The sequence below is a fragment of the Actinosynnema sp. NPDC050436 genome (assembly GCF_040655415.1).
Lineage (GTDB): Bacteria > Actinomycetota > Actinomycetes > Mycobacteriales > Pseudonocardiaceae > Actinosynnema.
In genome coordinates this window covers 198,738-215,355 of record NZ_JBFAJV010000006.1, presented here as the reverse complement: position 1 = coordinate 215,355, position 16,618 = coordinate 198,738, and the positions used below count along the sequence as shown (strand labels likewise).

Below are 16,618 nucleotides of genomic sequence, written 5' to 3'. Positions count from 1 at the left end.
CGGTTGGTCGTCTCATCGGTCGGGGTCCGGCCGGCGCTAGGGCACCCGCGCCGGTGCCGCCGGTGGTGGCGGCGGCGCGGAGCCGGTCGGGGGTGGTGCGGCGCCCGGTGACTGCTGCGCCGGCAGGTTCCCGCCGGCCGGCAGGTCCGGCAGCGGGATGAACTGGATGCGCGTCGCGGTGTGCTCCAGCTTGGCCGGGAGGTGCGCCTGCGCGTCGTAGAACGTCAGGTGCCCGCCGTCGTTCCAGCCGTTGAAGACGTGGCCGGTGCCGTCGTCGCGGCTGATGCCGATGCTGACGTGCCGGCCCGGCCGGTCGCCGAGGTAGTCGGCCACCTGATGGTAGTTCGCCGCGTCCTGGAACTTCGCGCCGAAGTGGTTCTCCAGGTAGTCGCCGTGCTGGGGCGCGGGCAGCGGCGGCGCGGCGACCGGCCGGCCGTGCAGCGCCTCGTGGGTGGCGATCACGCAGTTGGTGCAGTTGACGTTGTGGCCGGCGACGTTGTTGCGGAAGTTGTCCCGGTTGATGCCGGCCAGGCCGGGGTACCGGGCGTCGGCCCACCTGCCGGCCTCCGCGTCGTCGGCGAACGCGCCGTGGTGCTTGGTCCCCGGCGGCAGCCACTTCGCGACCTCGGCCTGGTAGGCCGGTGCCTGGCGGCCGTGCAGGCGTTCCTCCAGCTGCTTGCGCTCCTCGGCCTGGCGGGTGTCGAGCTGCCGCTCCACCTGCTCGCGCTCGGTCTGCTGGCGGTTCTTCAGGTCCTGCTCGGCCTGCTTGCGCTCCTGCTCCTGCCGGACCTCGAGGTCCTGCTCGACCTTCTGCCGCTCGGCCAGCGCCTGGTTCTCGAACTGCTGCTCTGCAACCTGGCGCTGCCCCTCCTGCCAGGTGGTGAACTGCTGGTCCGCCTGCTGCCGCTCGGCCTGCTGCGCGGCGGCCACCTGCTGGTCGGCGTTCTGCCGCGCCACCTGCTGGTGGGCGAGCAACTGCTGCCGCACCTGCTCGACGGCCGCCGGCGCGGCCCCGGGCTGCGCGGTGACGTGCTGGACGAACTGCTGGTTCTCCACCGCCTCGCGCTGGAGCACGTCGTTCACCACGCGCTGCCGCTCGGCCGCGTGGCGCTCGGTGATCTGCTGCGCCGCCCGCGCCTGCTCGGCCCGCATCCGCTCGGCGAACCGGGTGCTCGCGCCGGTCCGCTCGGTCTGCTGCCGGGCCAGCGTGTCGGCGACGACCTTCCTGCCCTCCGCGTCGAGCTTGGCGGTCAGCGCCCGGCTCTCCCGCTGGTACTCGGCGGCCTGCGCGGCGGCCAGGTCGGTGGATGCCTTCTGCTTCTCCTGCGCCTGGCGGACCTGCAACGCGGTGCGCTCGGCGGTCCGCTCGGCCGCCTGCCGGGCCGCCAGGTCGCCGACCGCCTTGTCCCGCGCCGCCTTCCGCTGCTCGGGCGTGAGCGCCTGGGCGGGGGCGGTGGTCGTGGTCGGCGGTGGGTTGCTCGGCGGCTGAGGGCTCGGCGTGCCGTCGGCCGGGGCGCCGAAACCCCGCTCCGAGGTGGTCGGCGCGCTGCCGAACGCCTGCTGCGGGGCGATCACCGGTTGCGCGTTCGGCTGCTGGGGGGCCGTCGGGGGTGTGGTGTCGGACGGTGGCGCGGTGAACGTGCTCATCGCGGTGTCCGCCTGGATCTTCGCCGCCCACCACGCGGCCTGCGCGGTGTCGGCCGCCGTGTGGCGCCGCCCCAGCTCGGCGTTGGCCTCCGCGATCCTCGCGTCGAGGTCCGCGACCTTCCGCACGGCGTCCTGGTGGGCCCGTTCCGCGTCGATCCGGGCCTCGTCGGCCAGCCGCGCCCGCTGCCGCGCCTCGCGCACCGCACCGGTCGCCGCGTCCAGCCGCTCCTGCGCCGGTCCCACCGCCGCCTCGGCCGTCGCCAGGTCGGCGCGGGCCTGCGCCGCCGCGTCCCGGGCCGGGCCGGCCTCGCGGGTCGCGGCCTCCTGCCGCCGGACCGCCTCGTCACGGGAGTGCCTCGCGGCGTCCAGCCGTTCCGCCAGCCCGGCCCGCTCGGTCCGCCAGCCGTCCCGCAGCCGGGTGTTCAGCTCCACGGCGTCGGCCAGGCGCCCCCGCCCCGGGTCGACGCGGGGCGGGGTGACGCCTGCCGGGTCGACCACCGGCGGGTGGGCGCGGTCGAACTCGGCCAGCGCGCTTTCGGCGGCGCGCAGGTCGGCGTCCGCCTTGGCGAACAGGCCGTCCACCGTCTCGACCTGGAGTTCCAGGCCCTCGACCTGCTCGTGGCCCAGCCGCGCGGCGCCGTCGGCGGTGCGCACCGCGAGGTCGGCCCGCCGGGACGCCAGGTCGAGGTCGGCCGACGCCTCCGCGCGGGACTCCACCAGGGCGACCGCCGCGTCCCGCTGGTCGCGCGCGGCGCGGGACTCCCGCTCGCGCGTGCCGAGCACCTCGAACGCCGCGTCCACCGCGCCCAGCCGGGTCTCCACGGCCGTCTCCAGGCCGGGCACGTCGGTGCGCGCCCCGGTCCGCTCGGCGAGCAGGTCCTGCGCGGTGTGGCGGGCGGTCTCCACCGCCGCCTGCGCGGTCCGCCACGTCCGCGCGGTGTCGCGCACGCCGTTCTGGGCCGTGGCGACCTCGGGCGGGATCGGGCGGTCGAGCACCCCCTCGACGTCGGCCAGTGCCATCCGCAGGTCCGCCGAGCCCGGCACGACCAGGTCGTAGACGCCGACCTTGCCGTCCACCTCGGCGACGAACCGGTACTCCACGTCGAACTCGACCAGACCGCTGCGGCCGGACGGCTTGAGGTTCTGCGCGGTGCCGCTCAGCGGCGCACCGGAGCCGGTGGTGCTGTCCTCGCCCGAGTGCTTCAGCTCGACGCCCGTGCCGGAGAAGTTCGCCGAGTTCGGCAGGTCGGTCGCCCCCTGCCCGTCGACGGCCTTCCTGCCGAACCCGCCGACCGGCACGCCGACGACGACGTCGCCGGTCTGCGCGCGCTTCGCCTCGGCGGTGGTGGTGCGCGTGGTGGACGAGGGGTTCTCCAGCTTCACGCCGTCGCTGAGCGAGTCGAGCCGGGGGTTGACCAGCTTCGCGTACACCTTGAGGTCCGCGTGCTGCGAGCGGCCCAGCGCCGCCTGGTGCAGGCCCGGCACGGTCAGCGGCCCGGACGTCATGCCGGGCAGCGCCGACTGGAGGGTCTCCGAGCTGAGCGCGGACAGCAGGGCGTTGCGCGAGCCGGTGCCCCGGCCGGTGATGCCGTCGCCCGCGCCCGCCCGGCGCAGCGCCTCGATCGCGGCCAGCCGCACGTCTTGCGCGCCGCGCATCCCCTCGACCGACGAGCCCGCCGGCGGCGTGGTCGGCGTGCCGGCCGCCTGCCAAGCCGCCACCCGGTCGGGCCGCGCCTCGGCGGCGGGCCGCGTGGTCGCCTCCGCGTGGTAGTCGCGGCGGGTGCCGGTGACGCCCGCGACGTCGGCGCGCACGTTGTCGGCGTGCAGCCGGACGGTCATCGGCTTCGGCGCGGTGCCGGGCGCCGCGCCGGCGGGCGGCGGGGTCATGCCCTCGGTGGCGAGGGAGGCCGAGGCGATCTCCTCGCCGCCCTTGTGCACCACCAGCTCGAACTCCACCGGTACCGCGTACCGCACGGCCGGCCCGGTGGCGGTGTGCTTGTGGCCGGACTGCTCGGCGGTGGTGTCGGTGGTGGTCCTGCTCTGCGACCAGCCGAGCCCCGCGCCGACCGCGCCGCCGACCGACGGCGACATCCCGTCCTTCACGTCGGGCAGGTGCAGGCCGGCTGCCTTGGCCGAGAGGCCGGCCGAGGTGCCCTTCGTCAGGCCCGCCGAGTCCTTCCGCGAGCCGGTGGTGATGTGCTCGATGTCGTAGCCGTCGTTGACCGCGCCGAGGAACGCGGGCGTGCCGGTCTTCGCCCGCAGCGTGACCTGGTAGGTGTCCTTGCCGAACACCGCGCCCGGCTTGTGCAGCAGCAGCGGCACACCGCCGTCCATGGCGCTGTCGACCAGGCCCTTGACGCTGGTCGGCGAGGTGAGGTCGACCAGGCGGCGCAGGTTGCGCATCGAGTCCTTGAGGACGCTGTCCGGGACGAGCCCGGCGGACGTCCGGCCCGACGTCCTGTCGTGCAGCGCCTTGGTGAGGTCGCCGACCACCCGGGACAGGTCGGGCACGTCGTCCACGGTGCCCAGCCCCAGCGACGACGGCTGACCGGCGTCGAGCCGCTTGGGTGCCTTCATCGCGCCGAAGTCCGGGGAGGTGTGCGGCGGCACGTCCTCCAGCAGTCCCATGTCCCGCGCCACCTGCTCGCCCACCCGGACGAACACGCCGCCGGGCAGCGTCACCGTCGCGGCCTTCGACCGGGGCGTGCCGCCGTGCAGGGCGTTGCCCGACCGGCTCTCGCCGACCACCGTGAACGCGGCGTCCAACTGCACCAGGACGGTCCGCTCGCCGGCGTGCCGGACCAGCTTGCGGTCGACGTTGCCGCCGACCTCGGTGGACGTCGTCGCGGTGCGCGACCACGGCGTGACCTTGCCGGTGGCGCCCACCGTGCTGCCGCCCTGCGGGGTGGCGTCGTTCGGCTTGCCGCCCAGGCCCACGCCGAAGGAACCCTCGACGGACCTGGCCGTGGCACCGCTCCCCGCCGCCTTGAACCCGCCGCCGGTCCACACCTCGGTCGGCGTGGTGTCCGAGATCGACACCAGCTTCGGCTGCGCGAAGGTCACCGACACGCCCAGCGCACCGGTTCGGTCGGTGACCCGCCGGTCGTAGCGCAGGGTGTCCTCGACCAGGCCGGTCTCCGCCATCCGGCGCAGGTTCGCCTTCAGGTTCTCCGGGCTGAACAGCCGGTCGACCTGGTTGCGCGCCTCGGTGCCGGGGACGGTCAGCGCGGTGTCCGGCCCGGCTGCCGCGTCGAGCAGCTTGAGGGCCTCGGCCCGCAGCTGCCCGGCGTTGGCGACCGCCTCGACGTGCAGCCACTCGTTCCTCGGCGGGACCCGGCCCGGCGTGTCCGGGGCTCCCGGCCGGGTCGGCAGGTGCTGCGGTCGCGGCACGCCGGGGTTGATCACCGAGGTGATCGTGGTGCTCGCGGGCAGCGGGGCGACCACCGCGTCCCGGGGCGCGAGGCCCTCCGGGTCGTAGGTGAGCGTCGAGCCGTCGGACGCCCACAGGCGGACCGTGCCCCGCACCTTGTCGATGATCTTCGGGTTGCCCCGGGCGGTCGGGTCGAGCGGGCGGTCCGGGTCCGGCGGGCGCGCGACCGTCCTGGGCTGCGGCACCTGGAGGAGCGGCGAGCCGGGCGTGACCCGCCTGACCCACGCGGGGCGCCGGCTGAACTCGGTGATCTCGATCTCGAACTCGACGTCGTGCGCGAAGACCTGGGCCTTCGAACTGCCGACGTTGAGCGCCACGTCGGTGACCGCCGGGCCGGCCGTGGTCTTGGCCGTGGTGGACCGGCTGTACTTCGCGGCGGCGGTCGCGGTCGGCGCGAGGCTCGCGCTGCCCGGTTTGACGTTCGCGCCGCCGCGCCCCTCCAGCCCGGCGCTCCAGCCCTTGGTCGTGGTGGTGGCGCTGTCCAGCCTCGGTCCGGCCGAGTGCAGCCCGCGCACGGTGCGCCCGTCCGCCGCGCCGAGGTGGTCGCCCTCGCCCAGCCGGGCGCGCACGGTCACGTTCACGTAGTCGTCGGCGAACCTGCCCTCGCGCTTGAGCTGCACCTGCACGCCGGGGCCGAGGAGGCTGTCCATCCGGGCCTTCAGCGCGGTCGGGGACAGCTCGGCGTCCAGCCGGCGCTGGTTCTCCACCTGCCGGTCGACGGTCGCGGCGTTCTTGCCGTCCGCCTGCGGGCGACCCTCCCGGCCCCACGTGGGCAGGAAGTCCGCGAAGCCGTCCAGGCCCTTGAGCGCGGCCTCCACCTCGGCCCGCACGTCGGTGCCCGTGGTGCTCAGCGCGCCGACCCGGATGTTGCCGGCGGCGAGGCCGGCGGCCAGGTAGGGCGCCTCGAAGCGGCGGTTCCCGGGCGTCGGCGGGGTGATCCCGTCCGGGGTGCCGTCCGGCGTGGGCAGGCCCTGCGCCTTCGCCTCGCCCAGGCCCACCCGCACGTACGCGGTCGCGGGCACCGAGACCGGGTCCCCGTGGGGGGTGCGCACCTCTACGGCGACGGTCACCTTGTACAGGCCCGTCTGCCCGCCGACCTGGATGCCCGAGCGGGTGACCGCCGTGCCGCCCGCCGTCGAGCTCTCCGAGGTCTTCGAGGACACCGAGCCGGTCACGCCGGCCGTGCCGATCGGGACGCCGGGCGTGCCGACGCCGCCGCCCACCGCCGCGGTGACCTCGACGCCGGAGCTGACGGACGTGGTCACGGAGGTGGCGGTGGTCGAGGTGTGGTGCATCCGGAACTGCGCGCCGCCGTGCGTGCCGACCAGCTCCGCGTCGACCAGCGTGGCCTTCATCTGCACGGCCGACCCGTAGCTGGAGTGCGGGCTGGCCAGGTTCGGCGAGGTGACCCAGCCTTCGAGCATCACGTGCAGGTTGTCGCGGATGGTGGTGGCGCTGAGGAAGTCGCGCAGCGCGGTGCGGCCGTCCGCGCCCGGCTTGACCACCGACGGGTGGAGCTGGGCGGCGACCTGCCGGAACGCGGCGTCGGCGTCGAAGTCGCCGACCGCCTCGGGCACCAGGTGCTCGATCCTCGCGCCGACCCCGGCGTCCGGCTCGGCCTTGGGCAGCGCGTGGTCGGTGTTCGCCAGGGTGGCCAGGTCGTCGGGCACCTGGAGGGACACGCCCATCGGGTTCGCCGCGTCGCCCTCGACCACCCGGTCGACCACCACGACGTCGCGCGCGTCGGTCAGCGTGACCCGGTAGGAGACCGGCACGTCGTACTTCTTCGACGTGTCGCCGCCCCGGATCTCGCGGTCGTCCACCGCGCTGGTCGTGCTGGTCGACGCGGTGACGGGCGTGGACAGCGGGGCCTTCACGCCCAGCGCCCCGTACGCGCCCGCGCCCTGGCTCGCGGTCGCGGCGAGCGAGAGGTCGTTGCCGGTGCTCAGGTTCGTGGTCGTGGTCGAGGTCGCGCCGCTGTCCACCCGGCTGTCGACCTTGGCCGGCGAGGCCGTGGCCGAGCCGGTGGCCGGGCCCAGCACCGCCGTGACGCGCGTGTCGTACCAGTTCCCGCCGACCTTGACCTGGAACGTGCGGCCGTTGCCCAGGAACGACTCGAAGTCCGCGTCCAGCTCGTGGCCGATGTGCTCGACGCCGACCGGCGTCGCGCCGGCGACCGGCGGGACCAGGGCGGTGATCGCCGAGGTGAGGTGGTCGACGCCGTGCACGCCCGTGGTGGCGACGCTGCCCAGGGCCTGGTTGCCCTGGAAGAACGGCGGCAGCGCCGTGCCCGGCAGCACGGCCGGGAGCGGGTGCGCGACCGGCAGCGGCGGCGCGGGGGCGGCCTGCGGCGGCGTGCGGGTGAAGAAGCCCGGCGCGTTCGGCGGCCGGACGTCCGGGCCCACCTCGGCGCGGGCGTCCAGGTCATTGGACGACACGAGCGCGGTGGCGCGGTTCTCGATCAGCCACAGGTTGCGCGGCTTGAGCGAGGCGTTGTCCTGGTCGATGCCGGCGGTCATCGGCCCGTTGTCGCCGACCACCCGCCCGTGGCCGTCGCGGTGCTGGAAGACCGGCTTGACGTCGTCGGTCTCGAAGTACTCGTCGTGCAGGCCGAGGAAGTGGCCGACCTCGTGCGCGAGCCGGCGCGGGTCGGTGTCGGCGGGCCAGGCGAGCTGGTTGGCGCGGCCGTCGGGGTCGGTGACGTCGACGGTGCCGTGCGCGTCGGCCGGGTTGTCGGTGAACTCGACGGTGACGTGGAACTGGCTGTCGGTGGGCAGCCGGTTGCCCTGGTTGAACAGCTCGTCGACACCGGCGCGGGTGCGCTCCCGGATGCCCGCCACGGCGTCCGGGTCGCCCTTGAGGTGCAGCTTGACGGTGAAGTCCCGCACCGGCACGCCACCGACGTCGAGGGTGCGGATGTCGTAGGCGATCGGGCCGCGCCACGACTTCAGGTCGACGCCGTCCGGGCCGACGGTCGAGTTCGACAGCACGCCGCCGTCCTCGCCGCGCACCCGGCCGGTGATCGGCGCGTCGACCCGCGCCCGCTCGATGGCCGCGTTCGGGACCGGGCTCTTCGGGTCGAACCAGTCGGCGCGCGGCTCGGTGCTGTGCCGCCACGACGGGTCGTCCAACACCGGGTGCGGGCCCTGCGGGGCGGGCGAGGTGATCACCGTGTCGGTGACCTTGGCACCGACCGGCGCGGCCGGCGGCGTCCAGCCCTCGGGGCGCTTGAGGTCCCAGTCGACCTTGACGTCCAGGCCGTCCGCGCGGCCCGGCGTCACCGTCGCGTCGACGCCCCTGGCGGCCAGCGCGCCCACGACGTCTTGGGCGTTCGGGCCGGAGACCTCCACGACCGGCGGCCGGTAGTGGCCCTCGCGCCGGGCTGTGGTGTCGGCGAGGTCGTGCACGAGCGAGTCCAGCTCGGCCTGCTGCGGACCGGTGAGCGCGGTCGAGCCGTCCTCGAACGTGAACGACTTCTCCGGCCTCGGACCCGGGGACGCGGGTGGGGCGGTCCGGTCGACGCCCGGCGTGGCCGGGGGTGCGGTGGCGGGCGAGGTCGGGCGCGGGGCCCGGTGGTCGGCGGACGGCGCGGGCGGCGGTGCCGGAACCCGGCTCGAACCGCCCGGCTTGCCTTGGCCGCTCGACTCGCGAGTGGTGCCCTGGCTGCTTGAGCCGCCCTGGTTCGCGGGCGGGGGCGGGGGCTGCGGGGCCTGCTGGTGCGGCGCGACCTGGGGTGCGGCGGCGGGCCGGGTGTTGAAGGCGTCGATGCGCTGGTCGATCGCCTGCTTGGCGTCCCACCACGCCTGCTGCCTGGCCGCCGCGTCCGCCCGGCTGCCGGCGAGCTGCTGCTCGGCCTGCGCGAGGTCGTTCTCCAGCTCGGCCAGGGTCTCGGCGGCCTCCTGGCGCTTCGCCCCGGCCTCGTCCAGCGCGGCCTTGGTCCGCTCGACCTCGGCGGTGGCGTCCGCGAGGTCCCGCTCGGCCGTCTCGACCGCCGAGGTCTTGCCGTCCAGGTTGGTCCGCGCGTCCTCGACCCGGCTCCGCGCGTCGGCCAGGCGGGCTGCCGCGTCGGCGACCTCCTGGTCGACGCCGGCCAGCCGGTCGGTGGCCTGCTCGGCCCGCTGCCGCGCGTCGGGGAGCCGGCCGGACAGCCGGTCCAGCTCCGCGCGCTTCGCGGCCAGGTCCTGGTTCGCCGCCTCGGCCTCCCCGGTCAGCCGGTCCGCCACCTGGTCCGGCGCGGGGACCTGGCCCGCTTCGGGCTGCGGGCGGTTCGCGAGGTGGTCGTCCAGCTCCTGCTGCGCCGCCTGCGCCGCCCGTTCGGCGGTCTCGACGTCCTTGGTGGCGCTGTCGACCTCCGACTCCAGGTCCGCGACGGCCTGGTTCCGCGCGTCGACGTCCGCCTTCGCGCCGGGCCGGGCGGCGTGGGCGTCCTCGAGCCGCTGGTCGGCGAGTTGCAGCTCGGCGACCCGGTGGTCGAGCACGTACCCGGCGTTGTCGAGCGCGGACTTCGCCGCGTCGACCCGCTCGGCGAGGTCGGGGACCCGTGCGCCCGCCGCCTCGTGGGCACCGCGCGCCGTGTCCACGTCGGTCGCGGCGGTGTTCGCGGCGGTCCGGGCGTTGGCGATGTCGGTGGCGAGGCCGTTCACCCGCGCGGTGACGGCGGGTGCGACCTTGTCGAGCGCGACCTCCGCCTCCCGCCACGCGCTCGCGGTGCTCTTCACCGCGTCCTGCGCGGCGGCGAGGTCGTCGAACCGCTTGCCCAGCACGGTCTGCGCGTCCGCCGCCGGCATCCGCACCTGCGCCGCGCCGGGCACCTTCAGCTCGACGACGGAGACCTTGCCCTTGCCCGTGTCCGCGACGACCTGGTACTCGACGTCGAACTCCACCAGGCCGGTGCGGCCCTCGCGCTTGAGGTCGTTGACCTGGTTGTGCGTGGTGCCGGTGCTGGTGCCGTCGGCCACCTCGCCGCCGTGCCGGAACTCCGCGCCGGGCGTGCTGAGCAGGACGTTCGGGCCCTTGTCGGTCAGCCCGCCGCCGGCCACGCCGACGACGACGTCGTTCACCTCGGACTTCTTGGCGTCGTGGGAGGTCGCGGAGGTCGTGGACCGGGGGTTCTCCAGCTTCACGCCGTCGCTGAGGCCGGCCAGCGACGGGTTGGTCATCTTCGCGTAGACCTTGACGTCGGCGTGCTTGCTGAACGTCAGCGCGGCCTCGTGCAGGCCGGGCACGCTCAGCGGCCCGGTGAGCATCCCCGGCAGCTGCGGCTGGAGGGTCTCCGAGCTGAGCGACGACAGCAGCGAGTTCAGCGAGCCGGTGCCCTTGGTGGCCAGCGGCGTCTTCGGGTCCGCGTCCAGCAGCGCCCGGATCGCGGCCTCCCGGAGCTTCGCGGCACCGCGCAGCGACTCCACGGACGCGGACGGCGGCAGCGTCGCGCCGTCCGGTCCGGCCTGCCACGCCTCGACCTGCGCCGGGGTCCGGCCGGGCAGGGACGTCGGGGACGGCACGGCCGGCGCGGCGGTGTTCGGGGCCGGGGCGGTCACGTCGGTGGTGGTCGGTCCCGCGTTCGGGGCCGGTCCCGCGGCGGTGGTCGGGCCGGTGTTCGTGGCCGGGGGCGCGAACTTGTGGTTGTCCGCGTGCAGCCGGACGGTCATCGGCGCCGGGTCGCCGCTGGTGGCGGTGGCGACCTGGCGGTCGCCCCGCTCCACGACGAGCTGGAACTGCACCGGCACCGAGTACCGGGCGGCCGGGCCCGTGCCGACCCGCTTGTGGCCCACCTGCGAGGACGTGGAGTCGGAGACGGACGTGGCCGTCTGGTGGGTCACGTTCGCACCCACCGCCGCGCCCGCCGAACCGGACAGGGTCGGGCTCGCCGTCGCCGGCAGGCCCGTCCCCGGGACCTTCACGCCCGCGCCCCACCCCGTCGTCCGGCCCAGGCCGGAGGAGTTCTTGGTGCTGCCGGCGATGATGTGCTCGACGTCGAGGCCGTCGTGCGCCATGCCGGTGAAGGTGGCGTCGCCGAGCACCGCCTTGAGCGTGACCTGGTAGGTGTCGGTGCCGAACGTGCCGGGCTGGTGCACCAGCAGCGGGACGCCGCCGTCGACCGCGCTGTCCATCAGCGCCTTCACGCTGGTCGGCGACGACAGGTCCACCAGCCGCTGGAGGTTGTTCATCGAGTCGTCCAGCACGGACTTCGGGATCAGGTTTGCGGCCTTCGAGCCCTGGCGGGCCAGGTCCGCCTGGAGGTTGGGCACCAGGTTCGCCAGCTCCGGCGGCAGCGACTCGATCATCCCGAGCCCGAGCGAGCCCGGGTCGCGCGGGTCCAGGTTCTTCGGCGGCGCCATCTCCGGCCGGGGCCCGGCCGCCGGCGCGACGCCCGCCGGGGCGGGGTTGGTGTTCGCCGCCGGGTCGGTGTTCGCCGGGTTCGGGTTGGCCGCCGGGTTGGGCAGTGCGCCGAGCTGCCGGGCGACGTCCTCGCTCACCCGCATGAACACGCCGCCGTCCAACTGCACCTGCCGGGTGCTCGACCGCGCTTCGCCCTTCACGGCGGTGTTGCCGTTGCGCGTCTCGGCGACGATCGTGGCCGTCGCGTCGACCCGCACCAGCACGGTGCGCGCGTTCGCCGGGGTGATCTTGACCCGGTCCACGTTGCCGGCGACCTCCGTGCCGGTCGTGGACTGCTTCGACCACGGCGTCCACTTGCCCGTGACGCCCACCGCGCCCTGGCCGGTCGGCTGGGACGAGGGCTTCGCCGGCACGTTCACGCCCGCCGTGAAGTCCCACGACGCGCCCTTGCCCGTGCTGTCGGACGCCTTGAAACCGCCGCTGACGGTGCTCTCCGCGCCGGTCTTGTCCGAGATCGACACCAGTTGGGCGTTGCCGAGCTCGAACTTCACGCCGATCGCGCCGGTCCGGTCGTTGACCCGGCGGGTGTGCTTCAGGCCGCCTTCCTGCACGCCGGTGTCGATCAGCCGGGTCAGGTTGGCCTTGAGGTTCTCCGGGCTGAACAGCTTGTCGATCCGGTTGCGCGAGTGCGAGCCCTCGACGGTCAGCGACGAGTCGACGCCGCCCGCCGCGTCCGTCATCGCCTCGATCGCCGCCTTCTTCAGCTCCGCGCTGTGGGCGACCGCCTCGACGTGCAGGATCTCCGGCGCGGGCCGGGCGGGCGGGGTGCTGAGCAGGGTCTTGACGTCGCGCGACGGGCCGTCCGGCGTGGACTTGGTCGCGCCGCCGGGCGCGTGCGCGGCCGGGTCGGCGGTGAACGTCGAGCTGTCCGACATCCACAGGTTGACGTTGCCCCGGATGGGAGGGACGGTCACGACCTTCGGCCCGGTGGCGCCGGTCTGCGCGACCACCTTCGGGGTGGGGACCTGGACGTCGGGCGAACCGATCGTGACCCGCTTGACCCACGCGCGGTTGCGGCTGTACTCGGTGATCTCCACCGAGATCTCCACGTCGTGCCGGAACACCTGGGCGTGCGACGCGCCGACGTTGAGCCCGGAGCTGTTGACCGCCGGACCGGCCGTGGTCTTCACCGCCGTGGTGCCGGTGTACTTCACGCCGGCGGTCGGCGTGGGCGTGAGGCTGCTCGACCCCGACGTCTTCGGGATCGTCACCTTCGCCTCGACGCCGGCGCTGACGCCCTTCTGCGTGGTGGTCGAGGCGTCCAGCCGGGGCCCGCTGCCCGCCCAGCCGCGCACGTTGTGGTCGTTGACCTGGCCGAGGTGGCGGCCGTTGGTCAGCTCCGCCTTCACCTTGACGTTGATGAAGTCGTTGGTGAACCGGCCCTGCTTCTTGAGCTGGACGTCGATGCCCGGCCCGATCAGGCTGTCCATCCGGGTCTTCAGCGCGGTCGGCGACAGCTCGGCGGACAGCTTGCGCTGGTTGTCGAGCTGCTCGACCAGGCCGGCGAAGTTCTTGCCGTTCTTGCGCGGGTCGGACTGCACGTCGGTGAAGTCGGGCAGGAAGTCCGCCATGCCCGGCAGCTTCTTCAGCGCCGCCTCGACCTCCGCCTGCACCTGCGCGGCCACCGCGAACTCGCCGACCTTGACGTTCGCCCCGCCGATGTCCGAGGCGAGGTAGGGCGGCGCGAACTTCGTGCCCGCCGTGCCCTCGGTGATCAGCCCGGTCGGCCCGTCCTGGCGCACCGGCAGGTTGTGCGCGGCGGCCTCGGGCGAGCCGATCCTCAGGTAGGTGGTGACCTTGACCGGCTCGATCGCGCCGTTCGGGGTGCGCACCTCCAGCGTCGCGTTCACCTTGTACAGGCCCGTCTCGGACTTGACCTGGACACCGGCCCGGTTGCCGGTGTTGGTGCCCGAGTTCGAGGTCTCGGTGATCTTGCCGGAGTACCCCGCGACCAGGCCGGCCGTGCCGCCGAGCTTGCCCGGCACCTGGAGGCCGCCGCCGAGCGCGCCGGTCACGTCGAACCCGGTCTTCGAGTTGGTCGTGACGCCGGAACCGGTGGTGGCGATGTCGTGCAGGCGGAGCTGGGCGCCGGTGTTGGTGGTGACCAGCTCGATGCCCCCGGGGTCGAGCGTGGCTTTCATCTGCACGACGCCCGCGTAGCTCGCGTTCGGGCTCGACAGGTCCGGCGAGGTGACCCAGCCGGTGAGCATCGAGCCGAGGTTGTCGCGGATCGTGGTGGGGCTGAGGAAGTCCTGGAGCGCCGCCCGGCCCGGGGCGCCGATCTTGGTGACCGACGGGTGCAGCCGCGCCTGGACGTCGTCGAACAGCTTTTGGGAGTCGAGGTCGGTGACGGCCTCGGGCGCGGGGTGCTCGATCAGGGCCCCGAAGTCCGCGCGCGGTGTGGCGGGATTCGGCCGCACGACCGGCGGGGTGACCGACAGCTCGCTCGGGATGTTCAGCGTCACCGAACCCGGGACCGGCGCGGCCACGTCCTTCGGCCGGACCAGGTCGCCGGCCGAGTCCACGACGGTGACCTCGAAGCTCACCGGTACGTTCGTCGAGGTCGAGCCGCCACCCGACCGGATCGCCCGCTGGTCCAGCGCGGTGGTCTGCACGACGGTGGTCACGCCGGGGCGGGCGAGCGCGACCTTGCCGCCCACCGACCCGTACGGGCCGCCCAGCTCGCCCGTGCCGCCGACCGTGGCGCTCGCGCCGATGTCGGCGTTGGTCGCCACGGTGCTCGTGGAGTTGCCGGTGATCCCGCTGTTGGCGGTGAAGTCGACCTTGGGACCGCCGGTGGCCGAGGGGGTGCCGGTCGGCTGGGGTTCCAGCGTCGCCCGCACGGTCGCCTCGAACCACTTGTTGCCGACCCGGACCTGGAACTTCCGGCCGTCGCCGAGGAGGGTCTCGAAGTTGTTGTCGATCGCGGACTCGATCTGGTCGAGGCCCTGGGTCCGCTTGCCGTCCGGGTTGCCCAGCAGGGTGTCGACCCGCGCCCTGACCTGCGCCCCGCCCTGCACGTCGGTGGGGGCGACCGTGCCGAGGGCCTTCCCGCCCTGGACGAAGTCCGGGAGGTTCCGCGACGGGATGATCTTGGGGTCGGGCGCGGGGCCGTCGTCGTTCGGGTTGGCGTCGTTCGGTGCGGTGTTGCTCGCCGGGTTGGTGCTGCTCGGCGGGGCGGTGTTGTTCGGTGGGGTGTTGTTCGGGTTGGCGTTGCCCTGGGCGGAGGTGCCGACCGGCGTCATCTCGGTGTCGACCTCGGCCTTGCCGCCGCCGAGGAACTTCGGCAGCGTGAACTTCGGCGCGTTCGGCAGCGACGGGGTGTTCGGCGTCTTCGTCGGTGTCGGGGCCGGTGTCGGCGTAGTGGTCGGCGTCGGGGCCGGAGGGGGCGTGGACGGTGAGGTCGCGGGTGCCTTGCTGATGGTGCCGTCGCCGGCCTTCGGCTGGGGCGCGTCGAAGGTGCCCTTGCCGGGGCCGCCCGCGTACTTGCTCGACCGGTCCGCCGCACCTGCCGCACCCGGTGCCGCCCCGGCGGGTGGTGCGCCGACCGGGGGCACCCCGCCGGCGACCGGGGACGTCGGCGCGGGCGCCGGGGACTTGCCCGGCTGCGGGGTGTTGCCGGCCGACGTGGGGCTGGTCGGCGGTGTCGTCCCGCTGGTCGGTGCCGGACCCGTCGGTGCCGGACCAGTAGGGGACGGGGTGCCGGACGGGCCGGCGGGCTTCGGCGCACCACCGGGTGTGCCGCCCGGGGTGTTGGCACCTGGAGTGTTGGCACTTGGGGCGTTGGCGGCCGGTGCGTTGCTCGCCGGGGTGCTGGTGGACGGGCTGGTGGTCGGTTTCGGAGCGGGTGGCGGGGTCGAGGAGGTGCCGGTCGGGGCCTTGCTGATCGTGCCGTCGCCGGTCTTCGGGGACGGTGGGTCGAACAGGCCCTTGCCTGAGCCACCCGCGTACTTGCTCGAACGCTCGGACGCGCCCGCGCCACCCGGTGCGCCGGGAGCGCCGCCCATCGGCGGCACGCCGCCGGCCGGCGGTGGCGGGGTCGCGTCGCCCTTCGGACCGGTCGTGGTGGTGGGCGGCGTGGCGACCGGCGTGCCGCCGACCGCCGTCTTCCCACCCGGGGGCAGGTTCGCCCCGCCACCGGGCACACCACCGCCGGGCACACCACCGGGCACGCCACCACCCGGGACACCGCCGCCGGGCACGCCGCCACCCTTGCCCGACCCGCCACCGGGTACACCACCAGGCACACCGCTGCCAGGCACACCGCTGCCAGGCACACCGCTGCCAGGCACGCCGCCGGGCGCTGACCCGCCGCCCTTCGGCCCGCTGATGGGACCGACGCCGGGTCCGCCCGGTCCCTTCGGCCCACCGGACGGCCCGGTGCCCGTGCCGCCTTTCGGCCCGCCGACCGGGTTGACGGCCGGGCCGCCGCCCTTGGGCCCGCCGGACGGTCCGGTACCCGCACCACCCTTCGGCCCGCTGACGGGTCCAACCCCGGGACCACCCGGTCCCTTGGGCCCGCCGGACGGTCCAGTGCCCGCACCACCCTTCGGCCCGCTGACGGGTCCAACCCCGGGACCACCCGGTCCCTTCGGCCCACCGGACGGTCCGGTGCCGCCGCCCTTCGGCCCGCCGGCGGGGTTGACCGCCGGTCCGCCGCTGCCCTTCGGCCCGCCGGACGGTCCCGTGCCACCGCCGCCCTTGGGCCCGTCGCTCTTGGACACCGTCGGCCCGCCGGTCTTCGGTCCGCCGGACGGGCCGCCGCCGGGTTGGCCGGGCGGGCGCTGGGCGTTCGCGTCCGGGTTGAACTTGTTGAACTCCTTCTGGCTGTTCCGGTCCGTCTGGACGTGGGTCTCCTGGGTCGCCTTGAGACCCGACCGGACGTTGCCGAACGTCGACGCGGCCCGCTCCGCCTGGGAGACCGTGTTGTCGTTCGAGTTGTTCAGCGCCGGCACCGCGAACAACCCGATCGGTCCCAGCGCGTTCGGCCCGAGCTGGAGGCCCCGCAGTCCACCGGTGATGGCGGTGAGCCTGGACTGGAAGTCGCCCGCCTTGCCCTGGAGCCCCTCCATGGTCGACACCGTCATGCCGAACCCGGACCCGCCCGTCGGCCCGCCCACCGGGGGCGGTGGCGGCGAGGGG

1 protein-coding gene is annotated in these 16,618 nt (G+C 74.9%); it reads right to left on the bottom strand.

Going from position 1 to position 16,618, the window contains the following annotated elements:
• Positions 1–36: 36 nt before the first annotated feature.
• The gene (locus tag AB0I60_RS17765) at positions 37–16,563 is read right to left on the bottom strand and encodes a toxin glutamine deamidase domain-containing protein (protein WP_360731085.1); all 16,527 of its coding nucleotides are present in this window, start codon (positions 16,561–16,563) and stop codon (positions 37–39) included.
• Positions 16,564–16,618: the final 55 nt, after the last annotated feature.